This window comes from Peribacillus aracenensis (assembly GCF_025175645.1).
In the GTDB taxonomy this organism is placed as follows: domain Bacteria; phylum Bacillota; class Bacilli; order Bacillales; family DSM-1321; genus Peribacillus; species Peribacillus aracenensis.
In genome coordinates, this window is the sequence record NZ_JANZMJ010000048.1 from 1 (window position 1) to 23,922 (window position 23,922).

Below are 23,922 nucleotides of genomic sequence, written 5' to 3' on the forward strand. Positions count from 1 at the left end.
TTTTATGTCCCTCTGTTCCTTCAAGATATCTCTGTACCGCTTGTATTTTTTGTTGTGCTGTAAATTTGGCCATAAAGAAACTGCACCTCCAATTGATAGATGTGTCTAACAATTGGGGTGCAGTTCAATCATTGCAGCGTTTTTTTATTTTTTCTTATTTTTTTGTGCAGCTTTAATCTTAAAGTGCAGCATGATCATGCGTAATCCCGATCCAAAATCAAGAGTTGCAATAAGGACAAGTATGTAGGCAAAGAGTCCCCATCCGGAAGAATTGACGGTTTGAATCGCGATAGCGGTAAAAAGAGCTCCTAAGCCAGCATAGATGATGCCCATGAATAATGGTGATTGACGTTTCATAATAAACCTCCGATGAAGGCCTGTGCAGTATCTAGCATCTTCTCAATATCCTCCCGATATACCACTTGAAGGATGATAACAAGCGTATTCATCGCAATATGAGCGCTCATGGAAACGAGAATGCGACCTGTTTTCGCATAAAGGAAAGCAAAGGTGAAGCCCATTGCCGTATATAATAGAAGATGTTCAAATTCACCATGCGCCAAGCCGAAAATAACTGAGCTGATTAAAGCTGAAATAAAGAAGTTAAAGCGTTTATGAAGTGACCCGAAAATGATTTTCCGGAAAATTAATTCTTCCAATATAGGTCCAATTACTGAAGTGACGAAAATGACCATGGGGACTTTGTAAATGAGTGAAATAAGTTGCTGCGTATTTTCAGATTCAGACTCCACCCCAAGCATTTGTTCAATGCTGCCGGCAATGCTTTGTGCAAAAAGAGCCATGAACACTCCTGCAACTGCCCATAATATGGACATCGGGACGGTAGTTTGATTTCTCGTGTCCAACTGTTCCCTCATATCTTTTTTCATTAAAAAAAGAATCAAGAATAAAGCAGCGAGAAAACTGAAAACTATCCAATATGCTGCAGACTTCACTTCGAGTTCATCGGCCGGCATTCCGGTAGAAGACCCGATAAGCATGAAAATGGGTACCCCAACAATACTGGATAATTGCATGGCAATATAAGTGATGATGACGAACCAATATTCTTTTTTCAAAAATGAAAACTCCTTTTATAGTCACCCATCCCGTTCGGAACGTTCCTGATATGGGGACAATCTATAAACGCATACTCCAAAATGGTATCAAATATTGAGGCAGAACACCACTTAAAGGTACCCCTAACATAACATTTCAATTACATTGTTAAGGAAATCATTATGTTAAAGTAGTTTACCCTTAATTTATCAGAAATTAATAAAAAATTTTCAATAAGATACTTGCAAAAAAGGCTCGGTTTATTTAATATTATAAATGTGTTAGCACTCGATGATGAAGAGTGCTAATAATCATGAAACAAATTATCAAGAGAATATGAGGAGGTTGTTTCACTTGTTAAAACCATTAGGTGATCGCGTTATTATTGAACTAGTTCAAACTGAAGAAAAAACTGCAAGCGGTATTGTTCTTCCTGATACTGCTAAAGAAAAGCCACAAGAAGGTAAGGTAGTAGCAGTTGGTACTGGCCGTGTCCTTGAAAATGGCGAACGTGTTGCTTTAGAGGTTGCCCAAGGCGATCTAATTATCTTCTCAAAATATGCAGGTACTGAAGTTAAATACGAAGACACTGAATACTTAATTTTACGTGAAAGCGACATTCTAGCTGTAATCGGCTAATTATACATCATACTTAACTGAACGAAAATTTTCTTAAAATTTTAGGGAGGTACTTATAAATGGCTAAAGAAATTAAATTTAGTGAAGAAGCTCGCCGCTCCATGCTTCGTGGTGTGGACGCACTTGCAGATGCAGTTAAAGTAACGCTTGGACCAAAAGGTCGTAACGTGGTTCTTGAGAAAAAATTCGGTTCACCGCTTATCACAAATGACGGTGTGACAATCGCTAAAGAAATCGAATTGGAAGATGCATTCGAAAACATGGGTGCGAAATTGGTTGCTGAAGTAGCAAGCAAAACAAACGACGTAGCTGGTGACGGTACTACTACTGCAACGGTTCTTGCACAAGCAATGATCCGTGAAGGTCTTAAAAACGTAACAGCTGGTGCTAACCCAATGGGTATCCGTAAAGGAATCGAGAAAGCGGTCAATTCAGCAATTGCAGAATTGAAAGCCATTTCCAAACCTGTTGAAAACAAAGAATCAATCGCACAAGTTGCTGCCATCTCTTCAGCTGATGAAGAAGTGGGCCAACTGATTGCAGAAGCAATGGAGCGCGTTGGTAACGACGGCGTCATCACAATCGAAGAGTCTAAAGGTTTCACAACTGAATTGGACGTAGTAGAAGGTATGCAGTTCGATCGCGGATATGCATCTCCATACATGGTTACTGATTCAGATAAAATGGAAGCTGTCCTTGAGAATCCATATATCTTGATCACAGATAAAAAAATCACGAATATCCAAGAAATCCTTCCTGTCCTTGAACAAGTTGTTCAACAAGGGAAACCGCTATTATTGATTGCTGAAGATGTAGAAGGCGAAGCGCTTGCAACTCTTGTTGTGAACAAACTTCGTGGAACATTCAACGCTGTTGCGGTTAAGGCTCCTGGATTCGGTGACCGTCGTAAAGCAATGCTTGAAGACATCGCGGCTCTTACAGGCGGCGAAGTGATCACTGAAGAAATCGGACTTGATCTTAAATCCGCAACAATCGATTCATTAGGCCGTGCGTCTAAAGTGGTTGTTACAAAAGAAAATACAACAATCGTTGAAGGTTCTGGAGACACAGCTCAAATTCAAGCTCGTGTAAACCAAATCCGTGTTCAATTAGAAGAAACAACTTCTGAATTCGACCGTGAAAAATTACAAGAACGCCTTGCTAAGTTAGCTGGTGGCGTAGCGGTAATCAAAGTCGGTGCAGCTACCGAAACAGAATTGAAAGAACGTAAACTTCGTATTGAAGATGCATTGAACTCCACTCGTGCGGCTGTTGAAGAAGGTATCGTAGCCGGTGGTGGTACAGCACTTCTTAACGTATACAATAAAATCGCTGAAATTCAAGCGGAAGGCGACGTAGCAACAGGCGTGAAAATCGTTCTTCGTGCAATCGAAGAGCCTGTTCGTCAAATCGCTCACAATGCCGGTCTTGAAGGCTCTGTAATCGTAGAGCGCCTTAAAGGCGAAGCAGTAGGCACTGGCTTCAATGCAGCTACTGGACAATGGGTGAACATGATCGAATCCGGTATCGTCGATCCTACTAAAGTAACTCGCTCAGCTCTACAAAACGCTGGTTCTGTAGCAGCTATGTTCTTAACAACAGAAGCTGTTGTTGCTGACAAACCAGAACCTGCAGGCGCTGGCGGAATGGGCATGCCTGACATGGGCGGAATGGGCGGAATGGGCGGCATGATGTAATCATCGCTTAAATCCCTTATAGGGGTTTAACGAGAATTCAGAATGAATGCTCACCTAACATGTGAATATCTTTAAAGTTTGAAGGCCTCCCACTGTTTACTGTGGGAGGCCTTTTCTTTGCATTTGAATTTTGTATGTCCAAATCGTTGTTGGATTTCTTTTAACCCCACCCCCTGCTTCGATCAGTAAGGATGTATGTGTATGCCTGAATGAATGCTACTTAATTTCCTTGTGGATATGCGGTAATTTCTTAAAAAGCCGTTTCTACTCTTCGTTCAAAGTTAACGGAAGATTTAGCGAGTATTAAAAACCGACTTTTTTCAACGTGTCATTAAGTATGCATTTTGACAGAAACCCTCAACATGAAAAGCTTACTGTTATTAAATGACAATAAAGATGTTTAAACTAGTAAATAAATACATTTATTAATGTTGTTTATTAACGCTGGTCAGGTTATTAAAGGTCCAATTATTAAATATTACCAAATAGGAAAAAATCAAGCCCTTACAGCTGTTGTAAAATAACTGTAAGGGCTTTTCCTTTTTGAAAGTTATCGACTTAATGTAGGTTTGATTTCCGTCGGAATTGGGCAGACATAGTTAGCTCCAACTAAATTTTCCTTCAGTTCAGCTTTTGCCTGGTCAATGACTTCTGGTTGGAGCAGTATATCGACTGCGGTAGCAGCCATTACTTTGCCGGCATGCAGCATACCTTTGTGGCCGATTGATGTTCCCCCCTGCGCCACAGCCTGCCAGGAATGAAGCTGTGTCCCCATCGCAAAGCAGTTGACTGCGCATTGCACAGTAGGTACAATCCAGCTGACATCTCCAACATCGGTCGAACCGGTCATACGAAAGGTTTTGTTTATATAGGGCATTAACACAGTGGAAAGCTCTTGTTCATTTATCTTTTGAATTAAGTTTTTGTCTACTGGTAGCTGAGAAAGCATGCGCAAAATACTTTTCTTATCGGGTTCTGGCATGGTGGTGCGAATTTGACGGGCAAATGCTTTTTCTTCTTCGTTAAATTCTGGGACGCCAACCTTGCGATAATTATCGTACATAGCAGCTGCTAATGTTCGATTAGGAATCAAGTTGGAGCACCCTTTATCAAAAATGATGTCAACTTCTGTTTCTGTCATCATGGCAGCACCACGGGCAATCTTGCATACTCGGTGATAAATCTCATCTACTTGCTCCAGTTCTGGAGCCCGCATCATATAGAGTACTTCCGCTTCTGCCTGCACAACATTGGGAGCCAGCCCGCCCGAATTAGTAATAGCATAGTGGAGGCGAGCTTCAGGAATAATATGTTCACGGAGAAAATTAGCCCCGATATTCATTAACTCTAAGGCATCCAATGCGCTGCGGCCGAGATGAGGAGAGCCTGCTGCATGGGCCGCTTTTCCTTTGAATTTAAAGTACACCTGATAGTTGGCCACGTTTGTTACCGATGCAACTGCGTTAAAGGAATATGGATGCCAGGAGATAGCCGTGTCCACATCATCGAACAAACCCTCTCGGACCATAATAGTTTTTCCTGAGCCCCCTTCTTCAGCCGGACAGCCGTAATAGCGAATCGTTCCTTTGATTTGATTTTCTTCCATAAAGTGACGAACAGCTACTGCAGCCGCCAACGAGCCGGTACCTAGGAGGTTGTGACCGCAGCCATGGCCGTTGCCGCCCTGCTTAATTGGATGATGAGATGCGATTCCACGGTCCTGGCTCAGTCCGGATAGTGCATCGTATTCCCCAAGAATAGCCACAATAGGTCCGCCGCTTCCATAGCTCCCGATAAAAGCGGTCTCCATGCCGCCGACTCCTCGTTCTACACTAAATCCTTCTTCTTCCAGTGTTTTGCAAAGCAAATCTGCCGAACGGAACTCTTCAAATCGAGTTTCGGCGTAGTCCCATATACAGTCGCTCACATGGATAAATGTCTTTCTTTTTTGTTCAATAATATCTGCAATTTTTTGACGATTAAACATGAAAATCACCCTCTCTTTTCTTTAAATTAGATGCGAACTATGCTATTCAGCTCTGGAGTTTATCTCTGTAGCTTGGTCACTCGTTTCGTCAGAATGGGTTCGCACAGTCATCCCGACAATAAGAGCAATGAAAAGCGCGGAAATTAAAAACCAGAATCCGGCATCATAGGAACCGTTAAACTGTTGAATCATGAATCCCATGACGGTAGGAGCAATAACACCAGCTAATTGCCCACCCAAATATACCATCCCAGTAGCCGTGCCTATGGAAGAAGAGGCTATATACTTTAGCGGCATCGTTAACGTGGTGGTCAAGGCTATCGCAATACCGCTACTTGCGAATGCGCCATACATTACTACATAAGGGATAGAAGGGGCGCTGATAAAAAAATACAGAGATATCATTCCGATCAGTGCTCCCAAAACAATTAAGTATTTTTCTCTTCCCACCATGTACTTGTCCAGCAACCAACCAGTAAAAAGCATTGTGATGAGACCCATGATGGCCGGAATGGTAGCCACTGCACCCATCGATACCAGGTCAAGGTCCCGCACTTTAACCATATAAGATGGCATCCACGCCGCAGTTCCCCAACTCACTATTGAAATTCCGAAGTAAATCACAGTAAGCTGCCATAACAAAGGAATTTTAAGGGCCTGTATTAACGACATTTTTTCGCTAGGTGCATTTTTTTGAATGCCTTGTGTTCCTGCAGGATAGAAATACTTCCAGTAAAAAAAGGCAAGTAGCAAACCGACAACACCAAGGAAGATGAACATGAACTGCCAGTCAAAGATACTAATTAGGCTAGCGATTGCTAGTGTCCCTAGCACGCCCGCTAGCTTCCCGGCAGCTAGAAGTCCCGATTTGGCACGTCCGCGCTCTTTTTGCGGAAAGGTTTCCGCGAGTGAGACTTGGCTTGCAGAAGGATAGCTACCCTCCCCAATTCCGAACAAGAAACGGAGAACAATCAGAGAAAGAAACGACCAGGCCATTCCAGTTAGAATGGTAAAAATGGACCAGGCAATTAAGGAAAACAAGATTACTTTCCGTGAGCCAAACCTGTCTGCCAGACTGCCTCCGATTGGCTGCATAATTGCATAACTCAGAAAAAAACTGCTAATCACAAGACCTACCTGTGTTTCCGTTAACCCGAACTCCTTGGAGATAGGAATGACGGCTACGTTGATGGCTATCCTGTCGAATGTATTGACCATCCAGCCAAGACAGAGAAGAACCATTATCAAGGTTTTCTGTTTACGGTTTGCAGCAAGTGGATCCATCTTTGAACTCCCCCCTTTTTTTGAAAGCGCTTTTATATTTGAGCAAGCCAACAATCATCCGGTCCGAAAAACATAAACACATTTAGGTATAGAAGGATATGTGTTTATATTTATTTTTAGACACTTTTAAGACAAATTGTCTAAAATTGAGTATAAGTTAATAATCTGAACATTTCAAGTTTTTTTAAAACATTTCCAAGTGGCTACGAATCTCTTATAATGTTACTAGTGAACGAAAGGAGGGATCGCGTATGATACGTTTGGGTGTCATAATTGCCCAGCATTCCCTGAAAGAGTTGAAAACAGTACCGGGTCGGGTCCAGGAGAGCTGCGAAATTGTAATGCTGCCGTATCAACGCTTGCATGAAACGATCGATCTATACCTACAAAACCAGCAGCATGTGGATGGATTTGTGCTGACTGAACTGGCCTACTATTATTTGACGGAAAAGTGGGGGAACTTCCCTATGCCTACCTATACCTTTCAAATCAGCAAGCAGGAATTCTACGAAAAGTTGTTGCAAATCAGCCTGTCCAACCGGAACCTTGATTTTTCTAGGATCTATATTGACTTTATAGCGAGTCAAAACAACTTTCTTGGATTGAAGCAGGTGCTGAATGAAAAGGACATGCCTCTCATGGTCTCTTTCTCACAAGTGACTGACCAGGTCTATGAAGAGGTACTGAATGAACACATCCAGTTGTGGCAAGAGAGAAAAATCGATTTGTCATTAACCCGGTTGAGTAATATTGTTGAGGATTTGGTCCGCCATGAAGTCCCCCATATTTTCCTGTTCCCGTCGCCTGATTCAGTTGTGCAGCAATTCGAGCAAATCATCAGCGAGCTTTCATTGATTAAACTGGCGGAGAGCCAAATTGCCATTGGCCACATTACAATTGGAAATCCGGACACGGGGAAGCAAAACATCAACGAGTGGGAGTTTCAGCAAATGCTTTTGCACAAATCGCTATTGGAATTCAGCACAGAGCAAAAAGTCCCGTTTCTCATCCAAAAGTCCAATGGAAGCTTTGAGCTCATCAGTTCTTACAAGGAACTCAAGACACTTACGCACAACCTTTCGCAATGCTTGCTTATGTCCTATCTTGGCAAAGTGTTGCCCTTTTCGGTCCACATTGGTTGGGGGGTAGACAATACCATGTACAAGGCGCGTTCGAACGCGCAGTCAGCCAACAACTTGTCCGTAACTAGCCGGTCCCCGGGTACTTATGTTGTGACAGACACGGATAAAATCATCGGGCCATTGGGAGAAGGAAATTGTTTGGAGTACCTGAACGGAGTCAACAAGTCCATCCAACGCATCAGCAAAGACGTTGAAATCTCTACCCTTCAGCTCCAAAAAATCATGGCGGTCATTTCGAAGACAGAAAGCAACGAACTGACAGCGGAGGAGCTTGCTTACCATCTTGATGTCACCGTAAGAAGTGCCAATCGGATTCTTAATCGTCTGGAGGAAAAAGGGGTGGCCCGTATTCTTTACAAAAAGCAGGAAAAGCTGCGAGGGCGTCCCAAGAAAATCTATCAGATCCAGTTTGCCGGCAAGGGATGACTTCAGTCCTACTTGTTGTTTAACAATCGTTCGATGAATTGTTAAGATTTGTTCGTATATAACTGGATTTGGGTAGCCTTTTCATTATAAAAAAAGTGTAGAAAGAGGTTACCATCTTAAACTTTGCGACCATTAAACAAATACTAGCAATAATGCCGGTTACACCCTTATCGTGGTGAAAACCGGCTATTTTTATATCTAGATGCCCTTAACGTTGTAAATCCGCGTCATGCTGGTCGTACCCCTTAATGAACTAAGGGGGCAGGATAGTTCAACAAGGAATACTGCATTTGAAAAAGAATTTATAATGTACGTTAAATAAAGAACGAAGGTTGAATGATTTTGATTAACACAGTTTTTTATATGTTCTTCTTGGCGTGATAGTTTCATACTTCTTGGAGTGGCAATTGTGGGAAGGGAATTTATAATAAAGTTTGATCAAAAGTCCTGTATTGATATGAAGGATTTTTTTTGTTCCGCAATCGGGCCATTTTCTTGAATAAGAAGATACATAAAATCCCACTTTTTTATACGGCTACCAGGTGCGCGAGTGTGCATAAACGTTGATTCAACAATGATAAAAATCCTGAAATAATAATAAATTGTGACAGGTTCTTGGCGCCCAAGGGGGTTTGTGAGGGGAAACTTCTGTTAGATTAATTATGTTAACTTAATATGAATAGAGTATGCAAGACCTTTTTCGCAGGAATTCAATCATTTTATAACGAATTACTAGAAGAACTTTATACAAGAGGAAAAGGAGGATTGTAGTGGGGATAAAAATTGACGAATACGAACTTCTTGACATAGATTCAGGCCCTTATGGAATAACTGCTGGAAAAGATGGTGCGCTATGGTTTACACAACATAAAGCAAATCAAATTGGTCGAATGACTGTTAACGGTGAAGTCACTCATTTCGTTGTTCCTACACCCAATGCAGGTGTGCTATCTATAATCTCCACAACTCAGGGTGATGTATGGTTTACGGAAAATAGGGCGAATAAAATTGGAAAACTGAAAGTAACAGGTGAAATCATCGAATATACTCTCCCGAGTCCAAATTCAGCACCTTTTGGAATAACTGAGGGACACAATGGAGACATTTGGTTTACCGAAATGAATGGAAATAGAATAGGGCGAATTTTACCATCAGGTGAAATTATTCAGTATGATATACCGCATCCTGGCTCCTATCCCTCTTTTATTGTTGCTGGACCTGACGGTGCCATCTGGTTTACTGAGAATCAGAGTAATCAAATTGGTCGGATTACGATGCTCGGAGAAGTGACTAATTACATTTTGCCAACAAAACATGCTGGTCCTGTAGGTATTACAAGTGGACCGGACGATGCACTATGGTTTGTGGAAATTAACGAAAATAAAATCGGTAGAATTACTACCTCTGGAACAATAAGTGAATATACCATCCCTACTGCAAATGCTCGCCCACACGCAATAGTAACGGGTCCTGACCGTGCTTTATGGTTCACTGAATGGGGAAGTAATCAAATTGGCCGAATTACAATGCAAGGTGAAATTACGGAATATCCAATTCCTACACAAAATGCGGAGCCACATGGAATTGTATTAGGACCTGATGGTGCCATTTGGTTCGCTGAGGAATGTAATAAGATAGGTCGGCTAAGTTTATAATAAAAATCCTGAAAGGCAGTGGATATCCATGGAATCAAATAAGCAACATGGACCAAATCCTAAAGATAAATATCCGATTAAAGGGAATCGCGTCGTGCAATTTATAAAAAATACAATTACTAGACCAAACATTATTGTGGGTGAATACTCATATTACGATGCAAGAAATGGTGAATCTTTTGAAGATCAAGTGTTATATCACTACGAATTCTTCGGTGACCGACTTGTCATTGGGAAATTTTGCGCCATAGCACCTGGTGTAACGTTTATTATGAATGGAGCTAATCATAGAATGGATGGTTTTTCAACCTACCCATTCAATATTTTCGGACACGGTTGGGAGAAATATACGCCAACGTTAGATCAGTTGCCGTTTAAAGGTGATACCATAATTGGAAATGATGTTTGGATAGGAATGGATACTGTCATTATGCCTGGAATAAAAATAGGGGATGGCGCAATTGTAGCAGCCAAATCGGTTATTACAAAAGATGTGGAACCTTACACTATCGTTGGAGGAAACCCTGCAAAGAAACTTAATACCCGTTTCTCAGAAGAAATCATTAACGAATTGCTGGAAATTAAATGGTGGGATTTAGATATTGATATCATTTCTGCTCATATTGATGTGATAGTGAATGGAGAAATGGAGAATCTAAGAAATTTTAAAAATAAAATATGACAAAATAAAAACTGTCTATAAGGCCCAGTGACAGAGTTCTTGCTCTAATCCGTTAAATGTTTTATATAAAATGCAAACTAATAGGAGGATTATCATGGTCTATGTCGCACTGCTTAGGGGAATCAATGTTGGTGGGAAAAATAAAATTAACATGAAGTTGCTTAAACAAGCTTTTGAACGAGTGGGTATGAGCTCTGTAGTTACATATATCAATTCAGGTAATATTATTTTCACAGTGAATGGCCAATCAAAAACAACAATATCCCATATTTTAGAAGAGGCTATACATACAAACTTCGGATTACAAATCAAAGTTTTAGTCCGTAGTTTTGATGATGTTAAAAAAGTCATACACTCCCTTCCAGAGTCTTGGACGAACGACCAACAGATGAGAAGCGATGTGCTGTTTTTATGGGATGAAATTGATGATGAGTCAGTGCTTAATAAGCTGGTCATCAAACCAGAAATTGATACGGTGAGATACGTTCCTGGAGCCATTCTATGGTCGGTTGAAAAAGAAAAAATCACCAAATCCGGTATGGCTAAACTCGTTGGTTCAAAGCCATATCAACAAATAACAATCAGGAATGTAAATACAACTCGCAAAATATACGAACTTATGCAAGCTGCAGAGGTGTGAATTACATGATACTAGCAAGAACTTTTTTTTAGTAATTGGAAACTATCTGACGAATTAGAGCAAGAACCCTGTCACTGGGCCTATAACACTCGTTATGGTAACAAAAGAGGTTAGGTACTTTTTAGATACCCAACCTTTTTTTGCTGATATGACACTTTATGAAAGTTCTGCAATAAACACCGGTTGAATTAAATTAATCAATCTTCAACAATAGGGCGCGATTCTTTAATAAGAAACTCTTTTCTTAAAGAACTAACGGGTGCGTTAGCTGAAGATCGGAGCTGTCTTGCAGCTTTTTCTTTATGCAACTATAGGGGCAGGATAGTTGAACAAGGTATTTCAGTGTCAGTAGTGAATTTAATAAAGTGGTAATGTCAGATTATGATTAGAGGTGAAATTTATGAAAGTACATTTGAAATGTGTTACGAGAGAAAATTGGGAAGAGGCATTAGCACTAAAAGTTAAGAAACAGCAAAGTAACTTTGTACCGCCTGTAGCCGTATCACTTGCCAAAATTTATATTAAACCAGACGGGGATAACATTGTTTATTTACCCTTTGCCATCTATGACAAAGAGATAATGGTCGGTTTTATCATGCATGCTTACGATGAAAGTACGACGAATATGTATTGGATTAACGGATTCATAATTGATGAGGGTTATCAGGGTAAAGGATATGGAAGGGCGACACTGTCTGAGATGGTTAATTGGATAGCAAATAGGTTTACCATTTGTAAAGAAATTCGTCTAACCGTATTTAAAGATAACGAAAATGCTCGTGAATTATATAAACGTTTTGGCTTTCTTCCCACAGGAGATGTATATGGAGAAGAAGATGTGTGGTTTCTTCCTATAAAATAACTATGTTTCTTATTGAACTCCCTCAGTTTAAGGGGTAGCGTCAAGAAAATGTGTATGTACAACGTTAAGCATATTTTCCTGGCGTGGTTTACCAAAACTTTTAGGCAAACAGGACCAGAATTTGTAACAAAGACCTGCAAATACCCAAACCGTGAAAGAGCGACCACTCTTTGGTATCATGACCATGCCCTTGGTATCACCCGGTTAAATGTGTATGCAGGTCTTGCAGGGCTTTATTTAATACGCGATGAAGAAGAGAAGGCGTTGCTTCTTCCGAAGGGAAAATATGAGGTACCACTCATCGTCCAGGATAAGTCATTTAATCCAGATGGTTCTCTGTTTTATCCAGCCCAGCCAAGCAATCCCTCACCAGATTTACCTTTTCCATCTATCGTCCCTGGTTTTTTTGGAGAAACAATCGTAGTGAACGGGAAAGTTTGGCCTTTTTTAAACGTGGAGCCTCGAAAATACAGATTTCGTATAGTAAACGCTTCTAACTCTCGCGCATACCAGTTTCAATTAAGTAATTCTCAGTCTTTTTTTTTAATTGGAACAGATGGGGGGCTTCTTGAACGGCCGATTGAGGTACAAAGTCTACTAGTTGGTTCAGCTGAGCGAACTGACATCGTTGTGGACTTCTCTAAATTGCAATGCGAAACCATCATCTTGCAAAAACAGTTTGAATTAGGGAATCCTACAGGTGATGTGATGGCGTTTAAAGTGACAAAGCCGTTAAAAGGAAAGGACAACAGTCAAGTGCCGGCGATTTTAAGTAATATTGATCATATTCCACTCACAGAAGTCAAAAAGGTAAGACACTTAACTCTTGTAGAGACACAGGATGAATTTGGACGTCCTATGCTTTTATTAGATGGAAAAGAGTGGGATGATCCAGTGACAGAAACACCTCTACTTGATTCGGTTGAAATATGGGAACTGGAAAACATAACTGACGGTGGCCATCCAATTCATCTCCACTTGGTGAATTTTCTCGTCCTTGAACGCCGTGACAGTAATGGAAACCTCAAACAACCTCTTCCCACTGATTTTGGCTTAAAAGATACAGTGACAGTCAACGCGCGAGAAACGGTTCGAATCATCATGCGATTTGAACCATTTGCCGGAAAATATGTATGCCACTGTCATAAATTAGAGCACGAGGACCATGACATGATGCGACCATTAACCATAAGAAATCACACTAATCAAATAGATAACAGGTCATAGGTCGATATTTCTTATAAAAGTGATAGATATACACAGTATTGCTTTGTTCCATGGATCATTCATACCAATAACAAGTGCGATGTGGCATATAAACCCCACTGCATTTATGATGCAGGCCTTTTAAATTATTATTTGAGGCAAAAACTAATTGGTGTGATTGTCCTAGAGATGGCATTTGCTGAAGGCTCAGCAAATGATTGGCTACCCTTAGCTATGGTTGATGGCTTTCATGTTGACCATGTTACGAGTACAGCTATTTATGGAGTATTCTTAACAGCAATGCTTATCGGAAGTGTTACAGCAGGAGCATTTCTTGATAAATATGGCCCCGTTCCTGTTCTTCGCTTTGCATCTGTATTAGCAGTGATAGGAATGGCTCTTGTTATTTTTAACTCGAATTTCACAATAGGTGTAATGGGTGTTTTCATATGGGGACTAGGCGCCAGATGCGAAGTTAGAGTTTTGGGGAGAAGGTACTGAGAAAGATAAGCTGCAAAAGATAATCAATAATGCTAATCTTACAAATCACATAAAATTAAATGGGTACACTCAAGAACCATCTAAAATTTATCAAAGTGCTCTTTTCAGTATCTTAGCTTCAAAAACGGAAGGGTTTTCTCTTTCTGTATTAGAGAGCATGTCTAATGCTACAGCTGTAGTGAGTTATGATATAAGATATGGTCCTAATGAATTAATTGACAATGGAGAAAATGGAGTTTTAGTTCAAAAAAATAATATAGATAGGCTAGCAGAAGCCATGATTTCAATGTTCAATCATCCGAAAACAACCATAAAGATGGGTAAAGCTGCTCTAAAAAAGGTAGAAAGAAAATTCAACCAAGAAATTCATGCGAATTCTTGGGAACATGTTGTTAGAGTAGCAATTGAAAATCGTCAATTGAAAAATAAAAACAGTAAGGCAACTTCCACTAAATTGTCTGCTGAATAATCAATATCCCTTACTCATATTGAGTAGGGGTTATTTTTTGCAGGCAATGTTAGTGGTGTTGTTAATGAACTAACGGGGCAGTTTAGAAGAATAATAACAGAAAAGGTAATTTGAAGAGGAGGTGCTAGTTCGAGTTTTCTCATGTTTTTTATCTTTGTTTCTTTTAAATGGTCTAGTAATGGGTTCAATGGAATATGTTTTTTTACTGATATTTTTGGTAAGTTCGGAACAGCATTCCAACACTTTTTGCATTACCTTTAATTTATTTGATGCGATTATTATAAAGAGATAAAAGTAGTGAATTTTGGAATGATGGTGTTTTTAAGTATTGCTTCTTATCTAAGACTTGCATCCATCTTTGTTGATTAGAGGGGTACTACCACATCACAATCAAGCTAAAGTTTTGTAGTACCCCAGAACGAAATTTTGGACTTTCTTGTAACTTCTAAGTTCAATTATCGTTTTGAGGGTGACCGGTTTTCTTAGCTTGATGGGCATGTGGCGGCACCCCTTTTTATCAACTTACTACCGTTTATAGTCTGATACAAAATTTCTGATTTCTTGTATCGGTATTTCCGAATTAATAACCATTTGAATAAGTTCAACCCAACTTTTATTGGCAACAAATGAGTAACATTTACAACATACTATTTTACACCCAAGCCAAATACGGTTTTCACGACGTTCTCAGCCGAATTGCCATTATCCCAACCGCAGAATTTATCGTAAAAGCGATCATACGTCTCTTGATATTGTGCTTTAACTTGTTCAATATTCGTAACGGCATCAATGATTTCATCCGTAGTTTTCACTAGTGGGCCAGGCACTTCTGTTTCAATATCTATATAAAAACCTCTTAATGTATCTCTATATTTCTCAAGATCATAGGTAAAAAACAAGATTGGACGTTTCAAGTTTGCATAATCAAAAAATACAGAAGAATAATCAGTGATCAATAAATCAGAAATCAAGTAAAGTTCAGCAATATCATCGTATTTTGAATAATTATATACAAAACCTTCTAAACCATCTGTGTCGATCTCATCGGCAATAAAGTAATGCATGCGTAATAAAACGACATATTCATCCCCTAATTGTTCTCTCATTTTATGTAAATCCATTTGAATGGCAAATTTATACTTTCCAGGTTCATAAAATTCATCATCCCGCCACGTCGGGGCGTATAAGATAACTTTTTTATCAAGAGGTATTTGGAGACTCTCTTTTAAATTTTGGATAGACTCCTCATTATCCCTTTTATATAAGATATCATTTCTTGGATAACCGAATTCGAGCATCTCCTTTTCAAACTTAAAGGCACTTCTAAATATATCCGAAGAATATTGATTCGGTGAAATAAGATAGTCCCAACGTCTTGATTGATTAAAGAAATGCTTCTTATAATTCGGATTGGCCGAATAAATATCATTCATATCAAAAACAAGCTTCTTCAACGGTGTTCCATGCCAAGTCTGCAAATAGATATTCCCTTCACGCTTATTTAATTTAAGTGGAAGGCGTGAATTACTTACCCAAAATTTAGACGTCGCGAAATAATAATAGTAAGCTAAGCTAAACCGTTTCACTTGTTTTGCATTACCTGGAATCTCTTTCCTTGTCTTATTAAAAATCCATATATATTTAAAATCGGGATTATGCTCAAGCATATATTCATAAATGTACTTCGGACTATCTGAATAGTTTTTCCCTAAGAAACTTTCGAATACGATTGTTTTTTCTTTTAGTGGTATACGCATGAACACAGAGCGATATAAATAAATGTACATTTTCTGCCTGCTCTTCAATGCCCTCTTCATGTTACGGGCAAAATGATGGAGACCTATCAGCTTTTTATAAGATCCTAGTTTCCTTTTACGTAATAGCTTTAGCTCTCTTTTCACTACAACATTAAGACTTTTCCTTTTTGATACATCAATTTTATCAACAGAAACGGCTACTTTGTTAAAAAATTCATCGATACATCCTTGATTGGAAAATAGCATGATAATCTGTTTTCGATATATATTTAAAAATAACCAGTCTAGATATGAACCAGCTCGTTGGTCCATACTATATTGATCTTTCATCTGATTATAGATTGATAAAAAGTCCAAAACCTTTTTTTCCCGATCCGATTGCATTAATGCAGGATTGGAGATGGGGTCATTGCGCCTGCGCTTGAAATAATAGCAACGTGTTAAAAGTGGGAATTTCCTCATTTCACTTATGATAGGAACGATTAAGGATAGATCTGAATAACAATGCACTTCTTCTGAAAACCGCAAATTATTCACTTTTATAAAATCATGCGAAATAAGAGTGTGCAGGATAGACATACCACGAAACGATTGTTGAATCCCTCTTCTTAAACGTACACGTCCTTTTTGCACTTTCTCTTTAATCTCGTCTATTACCATTCCATCATCAGCTTCTTCTTCAACCATATTCCCGATTTTACTATCCTCTTTATTAATTAACCGGATTTGCTTTCCGGAAAGAATATCGTGTTTCCCAATATTCTCAACCAACCTTCCAATTGTATCGAGAGCAATAAAATCATCACTATCAATAAAGTATACGAACTCACCCGTAGCATTATCTAAACCCAGATTACGAGCTGCTCCCACTCCTTTCCTCTCATCATTATGGAAGCTGATAATCCGTTTATCCCTCTTAGCAAATTCATTAATGATAGCACCAGACTGATCCAATGATCCATCATTAATAAGTAGAACTTCCAAGTTACTATATGTTTGATTCACCACTGAATTTAAACACTCATCTAAAAATTCTTCTGTATTATATACTGCAATAATTACTGATACTTTTTTCAATTTCAAACTCCTAAGTATTTAATTTCCTAATTTTAACCAATAGGTAGGTTTATATATAATATTTCAGGTCTTTTGACGCCCTAAATAAACTTGATGGATATGTGGCGAGACCCCATTAGAGATGTTAAAGTTGATTTAAAAATTTTCTTATAGAACTAACGGTTGCTTTATCTTAAGATCAGAGCTTTCTTTAAGGCAGCTTTTTCTTTATACAACTATCGGGGCAGGATAGTTGAACAAAATAACAAAAGGAAGGAGAAAGAAAATGTCATCGAATAAAAGAAAAATGATAGATGAGACACGCAGGCAATTCGCTGTATACACACCCATGACACGTTTTCTGTAAAATAAGTGAAAGCTCTTCGTGAACATACTAAAATACAAGGGAAAGTGCTCAAATAAAATTTTCACATTTCCCCTTGTATTTATATTTTAGTTTAACTAGCTTTCCTTTGTACCTCTTGATATTTTACTTTTTTTGGAGATGCAACTGTAACAACAAATTGACCAAACGGAATTTTATTAATAATTTTAACTAAAAGAATCGAAGAAAGTACAGTAATAAGAAAAGCTAAAGGAATCCATCTTGTTTGAGTTAATAGTTCAGGTATGTGATTTTGTATTACATATAACACCATTGGATGAACTAAATAAATACCCATTGATAAATTACCAAGTTCCATTATATAGTTTCTTATTTTCTTCCAACGCTCCATAACATAATAAACACCAATTAGTACAACGAGAAATAATGGCATGTGAAACAAATTAGCAATGCGCGTAGATGAAAAAAAACCGAATGTATTGTACTCATATGTAACGAAACATATACTAATAACACCGAGTAAAATACTAAAATTCACATTTTTTTCAACCCATTTTACAAGAGGTTCCCAAAAGTATACTAAAAGTCCTCCGAAGATAAAATAAAAAATCCACTTAAATATTGATGATCTATCCTGGATAAGTAGATTAAAAGTTTCATTTCCTGTATCAAATGGTTGCCGCATAAAATAATAATTTATAAAAAGAGCTATGATTGTTAAAGCTAACATACTATTTTTCGTTTTAGCCAATTGCAAAATAGGGAATAGTAAATAAAATTGAATCACCACAACAATAAAATAAAGATGATAATAACTATCACCAAGTGAGAAAAGTAATAAAAAATCTTTTATACTGACTCCTCCCTCAGACCAAGGGAACTTATATTGTCTAACAAGTAAATAAAGAAAACTCCATATAAGAAATGGGATAACAATTTTGGTAAATCTAGATGTAACAAACTTTTTAAAATTAAATCCCTTTTTAATTGCTTGATTGTATAACAGAAAACCACTCAAGATTGCAAAGCATGGTGTACCATATCTTGCAACTTGATTTAAAAATAGTGTCAGCCAATTGAAGTTCTGATCATTTAAATGATAATTTTTTGCTGAGACATGAACCATCACAACACATAAACAAGCAATAGCACGTATAAAATTCAACTCGTAAAAATATCGAGTTTTTTTATTTAACCCTTCCCCCATAAACTACTTCTCCTTATGACTTTATCTCTATATAACTGTTATAGTATACTACTCCAATTAAGAAAAAGGAACCAGGAAAAATATAATCCCATAGTGGAGAGTTACCTCCCTAGTAGGGGTAGCGTTAGGAAAATGCGAATTTATAACACTAAGCATTTTGATACAAGCTCTATGAGACATTAAAGCCATTTAAAAGGATTATTTCATTGCATCAATAGGGTTTACTCTAAATGGAGAAAGAACTTATTTCTTATGGAACTAACAGGTGAGTTAGCTGAAGATCGAACTGTCTTTAAAGCAGCTTTTTCTTTATGGAACTATCGGGGAAGGTTAGTGCAATTAAGAAGGATTGAATACCCAGCTCTCTTTTAAGTCGCTCTTGAGACATATTATTCAGCTAAGAAAAGTCCATCCCTGAAAAGCTTCAAGGATAGATTCAGATAAACACCAAGATCCTTAGGGTGTCTCTTGGATGGCTTATAGATAGGTAAGTTATCCAGGTTATTACGTAAAACGAACATAAAATATAGAAAAAGAGAATGTGCTTGAACGGGAACAAAAGTCGAAGATCCAGCTGCCATAATTGGTGGCTTTTTTTATTGGCTAAGGTGCAGATTTGGTTTTTATATAGAGGGGGGAATCGAGGATTAAATATTTTGCCCCCTTAATACTAAGGTTCAATTCGAATTAATATAAATGGACTTAAAAAAATGAAATTTTCTATACACGCTTTGATATATATCTTTTTAGGCTGTATCTATGGTATTCATGAAATATTTATAGATGGTACACAAAGGTATTTTTCAAAAATAGTAGGATTGCTATCCAGCATTTATCAACATGGGTATTTGCTACATGTATAACGTCTTTGAAAGACAAAGCTGGTCGATAATTGCATTCTTATTTAGTTTATAAATTTTAAGACTATTCGCTTCAAATAAGTAGACGTGTTTCCCTACTTAAGACAATCAGAAGTTGTTCTCGAAAGGGGGATCTAATTTGAAGAAATTTATTGTTTGTTATACCTTGGATGATGATATTAAACGAGAAAAAATAATAAAAGGGCCAGATGTAAAGAAGGAAGACGTTCTAAAAGATGTATTAGATAAGATAGTACGAAGTAATTACTTTATTGCGAAAACCGACCAAGGAGAGTATAGGATAAATTCTTCCTTAATACGTTATATACAGGTTTTGAATGAAATGCATTGTTTTAAATACCATACTGATCATAAGTGACTAGTGAGTAAATAAAAGGTTATTTGCATAGTTTTCTTCAATTTTGTTGAGTAACTTGAATATGGGAGAGAAGATTAATGTCAGAAATGTATCGTTCTCGTCAGGAACGAAAACAAGTGGAAAAAACAAAACAAGATCAAAAAAAAGGTAAAAACTCCCCTAAAAGAAGGTCTTTCTTGAAAAAAGTTTTACTTTGGTGTTTATTATTAGGTGTTGTTTCAATTGGAATAGGGGCAGTTACGGTTGCAGCAATGATTAAGGATGCACCCAAAATAGATGCTTCAAAATTAGTCGATCCCCTTTCTACCAAATTATACGATAAAAACGGGAATTTCATTTACGAATATGGTAAAGAAAAGCGGACAAAAATTAAGTATTCTCAAGTTCCAAAAATGTTGGAACATGCTTTTATTGCCACGGAGGATGCACATTTTTATGAACACAATGGCATTGATATAAAAGGAACTTCGAGAGCAATCTTCAAGAACCTAAAAGGGGATTTCGGATCTCAAGGCGGAAGTACGATTACACAGCAGGTCATTAAAAACTCCTTTTTGTCACCTCAGAAAACAATAAAGCGAAAGGTACAGGAATGGAGCTTGGCCTATCAGCTTGAGCAAAAGTATTCCAAGCATCAAATCTTAATGATGTATTTAAATAAGATCTACCTTGGAGACGGGGCATATGGTGTAGCAGCTGCCGCCCAAAATTACTACGGAATTGATGCCGATCATCTAAATAAATTAACGCTTCCGGAGGCCGCTATGCTGGCGGGGCTCCCACAGAGTCCAAGTTATTACGATCCCACTGAACCCGAACATGTGAAAGCTGCAACAAATCGTCGTAATATTGTTTTAGAAGCTATGTATAAACAAGGGTATATTACGAAACAGCAATTGGATGATGCAAAGAAGGTTCCAGTTACAGCAGGACTTGTTCCAAAAACGAAAAAACAACTAGGAATGCCGTACGAGGCATTTTTGGACGCTGTTGTAAAAGAAGTTGAAAGAAAGCTAAAAAATGTAGATATCAGTTCGGATGGATTATCTATTTATACGACGCTAGATACAAAAGCTCAGACCTTTGCGGACAAAATAATGAACACCGATACGATTATTTCTTATCCAAATGACAATTTTCAAGGAGCCTTCGTATTTTTAGATACAAAAACAGGAGAAGTTCGAGCTATTGGGAGCGGTCGAAACCAATATAAAGCTTCCTTCCGAGGCAACAACTTTGCGGTTGATATTAAACGTCAACCAGGTTCTACTTTCAAGCCAGTTTTTGATTATGGTCCGGCTATTGAAAATTCAAAATGGTCTACAGCACACCAAATTAATGATCATGAGATAACCTACTCAAATGGTCAATCCATTTCTAACTGGGATCATCAATATCACGGAATGTTGTCGATTAGAACAGCACTTCAATGGTCATACAATATTCCAGCACTCCTTACCCTTCAAGAAGTAGGGATGGATAAAGCACAAAACTTTGCAGAAAATCTGGGTATTACTTTTAATAATAATAAGGTGTACGAATCATATGCGATTGGTAGTAATACGGTTAATCCATTAGAGTTGGCAGGGGCATATAGTGCTTTTGGAAATAACGGTGAATACAATACACCACATTTTGTTCGTAAAGTTGTCTATCCTGATGGCAGAGTTGATAATTTAACTCCAAAGCCAAAACGTGCTATGCATGATTACACAGCTTATTTGGTGACGGATATGTTACGGACAGTCGTAAAATCTGGTACAGGAAAAACAGCAAATGTCCTTGGACTAGATGTGGCTGGAAAAACTGGCACAACCAATTTTGACAGTAAAACCAGAGCACAATATGGATATCCATCCGGTTCGGTAAATGATAGTTGGTTCGCTGGTTATACACCGCAATACACTATGGCGGTTTGGACTGGATATACTAAAAATGGTCCAGGTAATTATATGGATGGAAATACAACTAAAATCTCGCACCAAATGTTTAAGGTCATGCTGGAAGCGTTTGGAACAGACCAAAGTAGCTTCCAACGGCCTAGTGATGTATACCAGGTGAATAATGAACTGTTCATTAAAGGTGCAAATCCTGAAGAAGCTCCACCAGTTTCAAAAAATAATAAAGATAAACCATTTGATATTGATGGAAATAAAGAGGATAAAAAACATAAGCAAAAGGAAGAGAATCATAAACAACAAGAGGAAAAGAAACACAAACAAAAGGAAGAGAAGCATAAACAACAAGAGGAAAAAAAACATAAACAAAAGGAAGAGAATCATAAACAACAAGAGGAAAAGGAACACAATCAATAAAGTTTTTTAGGATGGAATCGCATTGGTTCCATCCTTTTTTATGATACACGTAAGAGTATGTAAGGGTTCTACTTAAACTATAGGGTGCGTTAGTTCACTAAAAGAAAAAAGGAGAGTACATATTATAAATGGCTAATATCTACTCTCCTTTATTTATTAAGGTTTTTTATAATTATATCTATCTAATTTTGAAAAACTAACAAACATTAAAGGACCGCCAATATACCTGTTTTTTGTACAAAAGAAGGATGGCCACCAAGTTTCGACGAATATATCAATATACTTTTTGGAGGTGTTGGATATGGGGATTTGTTGTGGGGAGTGTCACGTTGAATTAAAGAGTGATGATTATGTCACATTAGATGAATTTAGCACGCTGAGGCACACATATTGCGGTTATGATCTTATTGCCGAGCTGATCAAAGACATTGGGACTTATCGAAATATCAAAACAAAGTATTGGTTTTCCCGTGAGCGTACTAAATGAAAATAGGTAAAATCTTGGAGTTAATTAAAACTGATACACCAGCGAATATTGCCAAAAGGGCTGATGTTCATCTTTCAGAAAAATTACTAAGAAAAGCATTGAATAAAGCTGGTTATGAGTATAGAAATTCAGGCGAAAAAGGCTGGTATTTCGTTGGTGAAGGTGACGAGGAAACGGTACAAGAGCAGCTTATTTATGACTTTGCAACAGCAGGAAAGGCAAAGGCGAACGTTTCAACTAATGAAAATAAAGAACCTATTAACGATACCAACCAACGTTTTAACGTTGGCATAAAACGTGGTAAAGAACAGGTCAAACAAGCGAACGAACAATCAGCACCAACCATAGAACGAACCAACGTTATAAGAAAACGTTCTTCATTCGATATGGATGTTGAACTTATGAAGGAACTAAAAATACAAGCAATCATTCATGATAGGACGGTTTATGAACTAGTTGAAAGTGCCGTAAGGCACTATTTAGCTGAATTAAAGGGGAAATGATGTAGTTTTGAAATAAAGTCACGATGTTTATAATAAAGTTGCACCGTTTTACCCCTTTGGATAATATCCTCTAAAGGGGTGTTTTTATGTCCAAAAGATAAAGTACATCTGAAATTTAAAAATGGATCAAGGGAATTTTTGAGTGGTAATGGCAAATGATCCTTATTATTTTGGAGTACGGAGTGGATCCAGTTGAAATTGCACGAGCTTCTGTGCTGGGGCAACTGATTCATGCGATGAGTCCTTTAATTGCTTCGACTCATTTATTGGTAGGGATGGCAAAGGTGGGTTTTGGTAAACATCAAAAGTTTATTTTAAAGTGGGCAGTAGGAACATGTGTAGTCATGATTCTTATTGCTTTAATCACAGGAGCTATTTCTTTATAGAGTTTATTCCAGGGAGCGATTCTTTCGTATGTAATAAAAGGGTGAATGAGGGCCAACCTACGATAGTACTGAAAGCAGTAAATCATCGCGAGTAGCAACCTATCACGCCCGGACAGCACAACAAGACTACAAGCAAGCCAAGGAGGACAGGGCTATGGTAGAGACAAAGAGAAAATCCCAAGACCGGGGATACATATCTCTCGTAGCGAAGTCAAGACCAAGTAGGCCAAACAATGATAGCGTTTCTTATAGGTAAATGGGAGCCATCTAAGTAAGGAAGGCAGCTAGAACCCCGCGAGAACCCCGCGAGTAGTAACCTATGCTAGTTCACAAGTACTTTGCAATCTCTAATTGGTATAGAAAATCCATTATATAAA

The 23,922-nt window shown here is 38.1% G+C and carries 18 protein-coding genes and 2 pseudogenes; 14 read left to right on the forward strand and 6 right to left on the reverse strand.

Translation table 11 applies throughout. The features are described from left to right. Window positions 1-144: 144 nt before the first annotated feature. A complete protein-coding gene (locus N0M92_RS27320; RefSeq protein ID WP_034306342.1) occupies window positions 145-357 on the reverse strand; it encodes a YdiK family protein in 213 nt (70 codons plus the stop codon). Continuing rightward, on the reverse strand, window positions 354-1,079 hold the full coding sequence (locus N0M92_RS27325) for a CPBP family intramembrane glutamic endopeptidase (RefSeq protein WP_192207542.1): 726 nt from the start codon (window positions 1,077-1,079) through the stop codon (window positions 354-356). Before N0M92_RS27325 ends, N0M92_RS27320 begins: the two co-directional genes overlap by 4 nt. 334 nt (window positions 1,080-1,413) lie before the next feature. On the opposite strand from N0M92_RS27325, the gene groES reads away from it, so the two are divergent. Next, the gene (gene groES, locus N0M92_RS27330; protein WP_034306337.1) at window positions 1,414-1,698 is read left to right on the forward strand and encodes a co-chaperone GroES; all 285 of its coding nucleotides are present in this window, start codon (window positions 1,414-1,416) and stop codon (window positions 1,696-1,698) included. A 59-nt stretch (window positions 1,699-1,757) separates the two neighbouring features. Next, the gene (gene groL / locus N0M92_RS27335; RefSeq protein ID WP_053533467.1) at window positions 1,758-3,395 is read left to right on the forward strand and encodes a chaperonin GroEL; all 1,638 of its coding nucleotides are present in this window, start codon (window positions 1,758-1,760) and stop codon (window positions 3,393-3,395) included. Window positions 3,396-3,945: 550 nt separating this feature from the next. Here the strand turns inward: groL and N0M92_RS27340 are convergent. Both N0M92_RS27340 and N0M92_RS27345 read right to left on the reverse strand, forming a co-directional pair. After that, the gene (locus N0M92_RS27340; RefSeq protein ID WP_260288761.1) at window positions 3,946-5,382 is read right to left on the reverse strand and encodes a M20 family metallopeptidase; all 1,437 of its coding nucleotides are present in this window, start codon (window positions 5,380-5,382) and stop codon (window positions 3,946-3,948) included. A gap of 42 nt (window positions 5,383-5,424) precedes the next feature. Then, entirely contained in the window at window positions 5,425-6,666 is a 1,242-nt protein-coding gene (locus tag N0M92_RS27345) for an MFS transporter (RefSeq protein WP_260288762.1), read from the reverse strand. 251 nt (window positions 6,667-6,917) lie between these two features. Here N0M92_RS27345 and N0M92_RS27350 point away from each other — a divergent pair, with 251 nt between their 5' ends. The 8 genes and pseudogenes from N0M92_RS27350 to N0M92_RS27385 all read left to right on the forward strand — a co-directional run bounded on the left by N0M92_RS27350 (window position 6,918) and on the right by N0M92_RS27385 (window position 14,249). Next, window positions 6,918-8,234 (forward strand): helix-turn-helix domain-containing protein, encoded by a 1,317-nt coding sequence (locus N0M92_RS27350; protein ID WP_260288763.1) that lies wholly within the window; start codon window positions 6,918-6,920, stop codon window positions 8,232-8,234. 770 nt (window positions 8,235-9,004) lie between these two features. Further along, window positions 9,005-9,889 carry a Vgb family protein gene (locus tag N0M92_RS27355; RefSeq protein WP_260288764.1) on the forward strand — a complete coding sequence of 295 codons (885 nt, stop codon included), beginning with the start codon at window positions 9,005-9,007 and terminating at the stop codon, window positions 9,887-9,889. Window positions 9,890-9,917: 28 nt separating this feature from the next. Next, window positions 9,918-10,571 carry a Vat family streptogramin A O-acetyltransferase gene (locus tag N0M92_RS27360; protein ID WP_125162788.1) on the forward strand — a complete coding sequence of 218 codons (654 nt, stop codon included), beginning with the start codon at window positions 9,918-9,920 and terminating at the stop codon, window positions 10,569-10,571. A 94-nt stretch (window positions 10,572-10,665) separates the two neighbouring features. After that, the gene (locus tag N0M92_RS27365; RefSeq protein WP_260288765.1) at window positions 10,666-11,211 is read left to right on the forward strand and encodes a DUF1697 domain-containing protein; all 546 of its coding nucleotides are present in this window, start codon (window positions 10,666-10,668) and stop codon (window positions 11,209-11,211) included. 400 nt (window positions 11,212-11,611) lie between these two features. Further along, complete coding sequence (locus tag N0M92_RS27370; RefSeq protein ID WP_260288766.1) at window positions 11,612-12,073, forward strand: GNAT family N-acetyltransferase; 462 nt, start codon at window positions 11,612-11,614, stop codon at window positions 12,071-12,073. An 81-nt stretch (window positions 12,074-12,154) separates the two neighbouring features. Next, window positions 12,155-13,300, forward strand: a pseudogene (locus tag N0M92_RS27375) (multicopper oxidase family protein); the annotation flags it as partial. Between the two features lie 81 nt (window positions 13,301-13,381). Then, on the forward strand, window positions 13,382-13,780 hold the full coding sequence (locus N0M92_RS27380; RefSeq protein ID WP_260288768.1) for an MFS transporter: 399 nt from the start codon (window positions 13,382-13,384) through the stop codon (window positions 13,778-13,780). Window positions 13,781-13,802: 22 nt separating this feature from the next. Beyond that, complete coding sequence (locus N0M92_RS27385; RefSeq protein WP_260288778.1) at window positions 13,803-14,249, forward strand: glycosyltransferase; 447 nt, start codon at window positions 13,803-13,805, stop codon at window positions 14,247-14,249. Window positions 14,250-14,896: 647 nt separating this feature from the next. On the opposite strand, the gene N0M92_RS27390 is transcribed toward N0M92_RS27385, so the two are convergent. Continuing rightward, on the reverse strand, window positions 14,897-17,083 hold the full coding sequence (locus N0M92_RS27390; protein WP_260288769.1) for a bifunctional glycosyltransferase/CDP-glycerol:glycerophosphate glycerophosphotransferase: 2,187 nt from the start codon (window positions 17,081-17,083) through the stop codon (window positions 14,897-14,899). A 437-nt stretch (window positions 17,084-17,520) separates the two neighbouring features. After that, window positions 17,521-18,615, reverse strand: a complete 1,095-nt coding sequence (locus tag N0M92_RS27395) for an acyltransferase (RefSeq protein WP_260288770.1) — start codon at window positions 18,613-18,615, stop codon at window positions 17,521-17,523. A 999-nt stretch (window positions 18,616-19,614) separates the two neighbouring features. Between N0M92_RS27395 and N0M92_RS27400 the strand changes: the two genes are divergently transcribed. From N0M92_RS27400 to N0M92_RS27415, 4 genes and pseudogenes are all read left to right on the forward strand, one after another. After that, window positions 19,615-19,854 (forward strand): hypothetical protein, encoded by a 240-nt coding sequence (locus tag N0M92_RS27400; protein WP_260288771.1) that lies wholly within the window; start codon window positions 19,615-19,617, stop codon window positions 19,852-19,854. A 116-nt stretch (window positions 19,855-19,970) separates the two neighbouring features. Beyond that, window positions 19,971-22,169 carry a transglycosylase domain-containing protein gene (locus tag N0M92_RS27405; RefSeq protein WP_260288772.1) on the forward strand — a complete coding sequence of 733 codons (2,199 nt, stop codon included), beginning with the start codon at window positions 19,971-19,973 and terminating at the stop codon, window positions 22,167-22,169. Between the two features lie 483 nt (window positions 22,170-22,652). Beyond that, window positions 22,653-23,159: a hypothetical protein gene (locus N0M92_RS27410; protein ID WP_260288773.1), complete on the forward strand. Its 507-nt coding sequence runs from the start codon at window positions 22,653-22,655 to the stop codon at window positions 23,157-23,159. Window positions 23,160-23,335: 176 nt separating this feature from the next. After that, window positions 23,336-23,545 (forward strand): annotated as a pseudogene (locus N0M92_RS27415) (citrate transporter); the annotation flags it as partial. Between the last annotated feature and the right edge of the window lie 377 nt (window positions 23,546-23,922).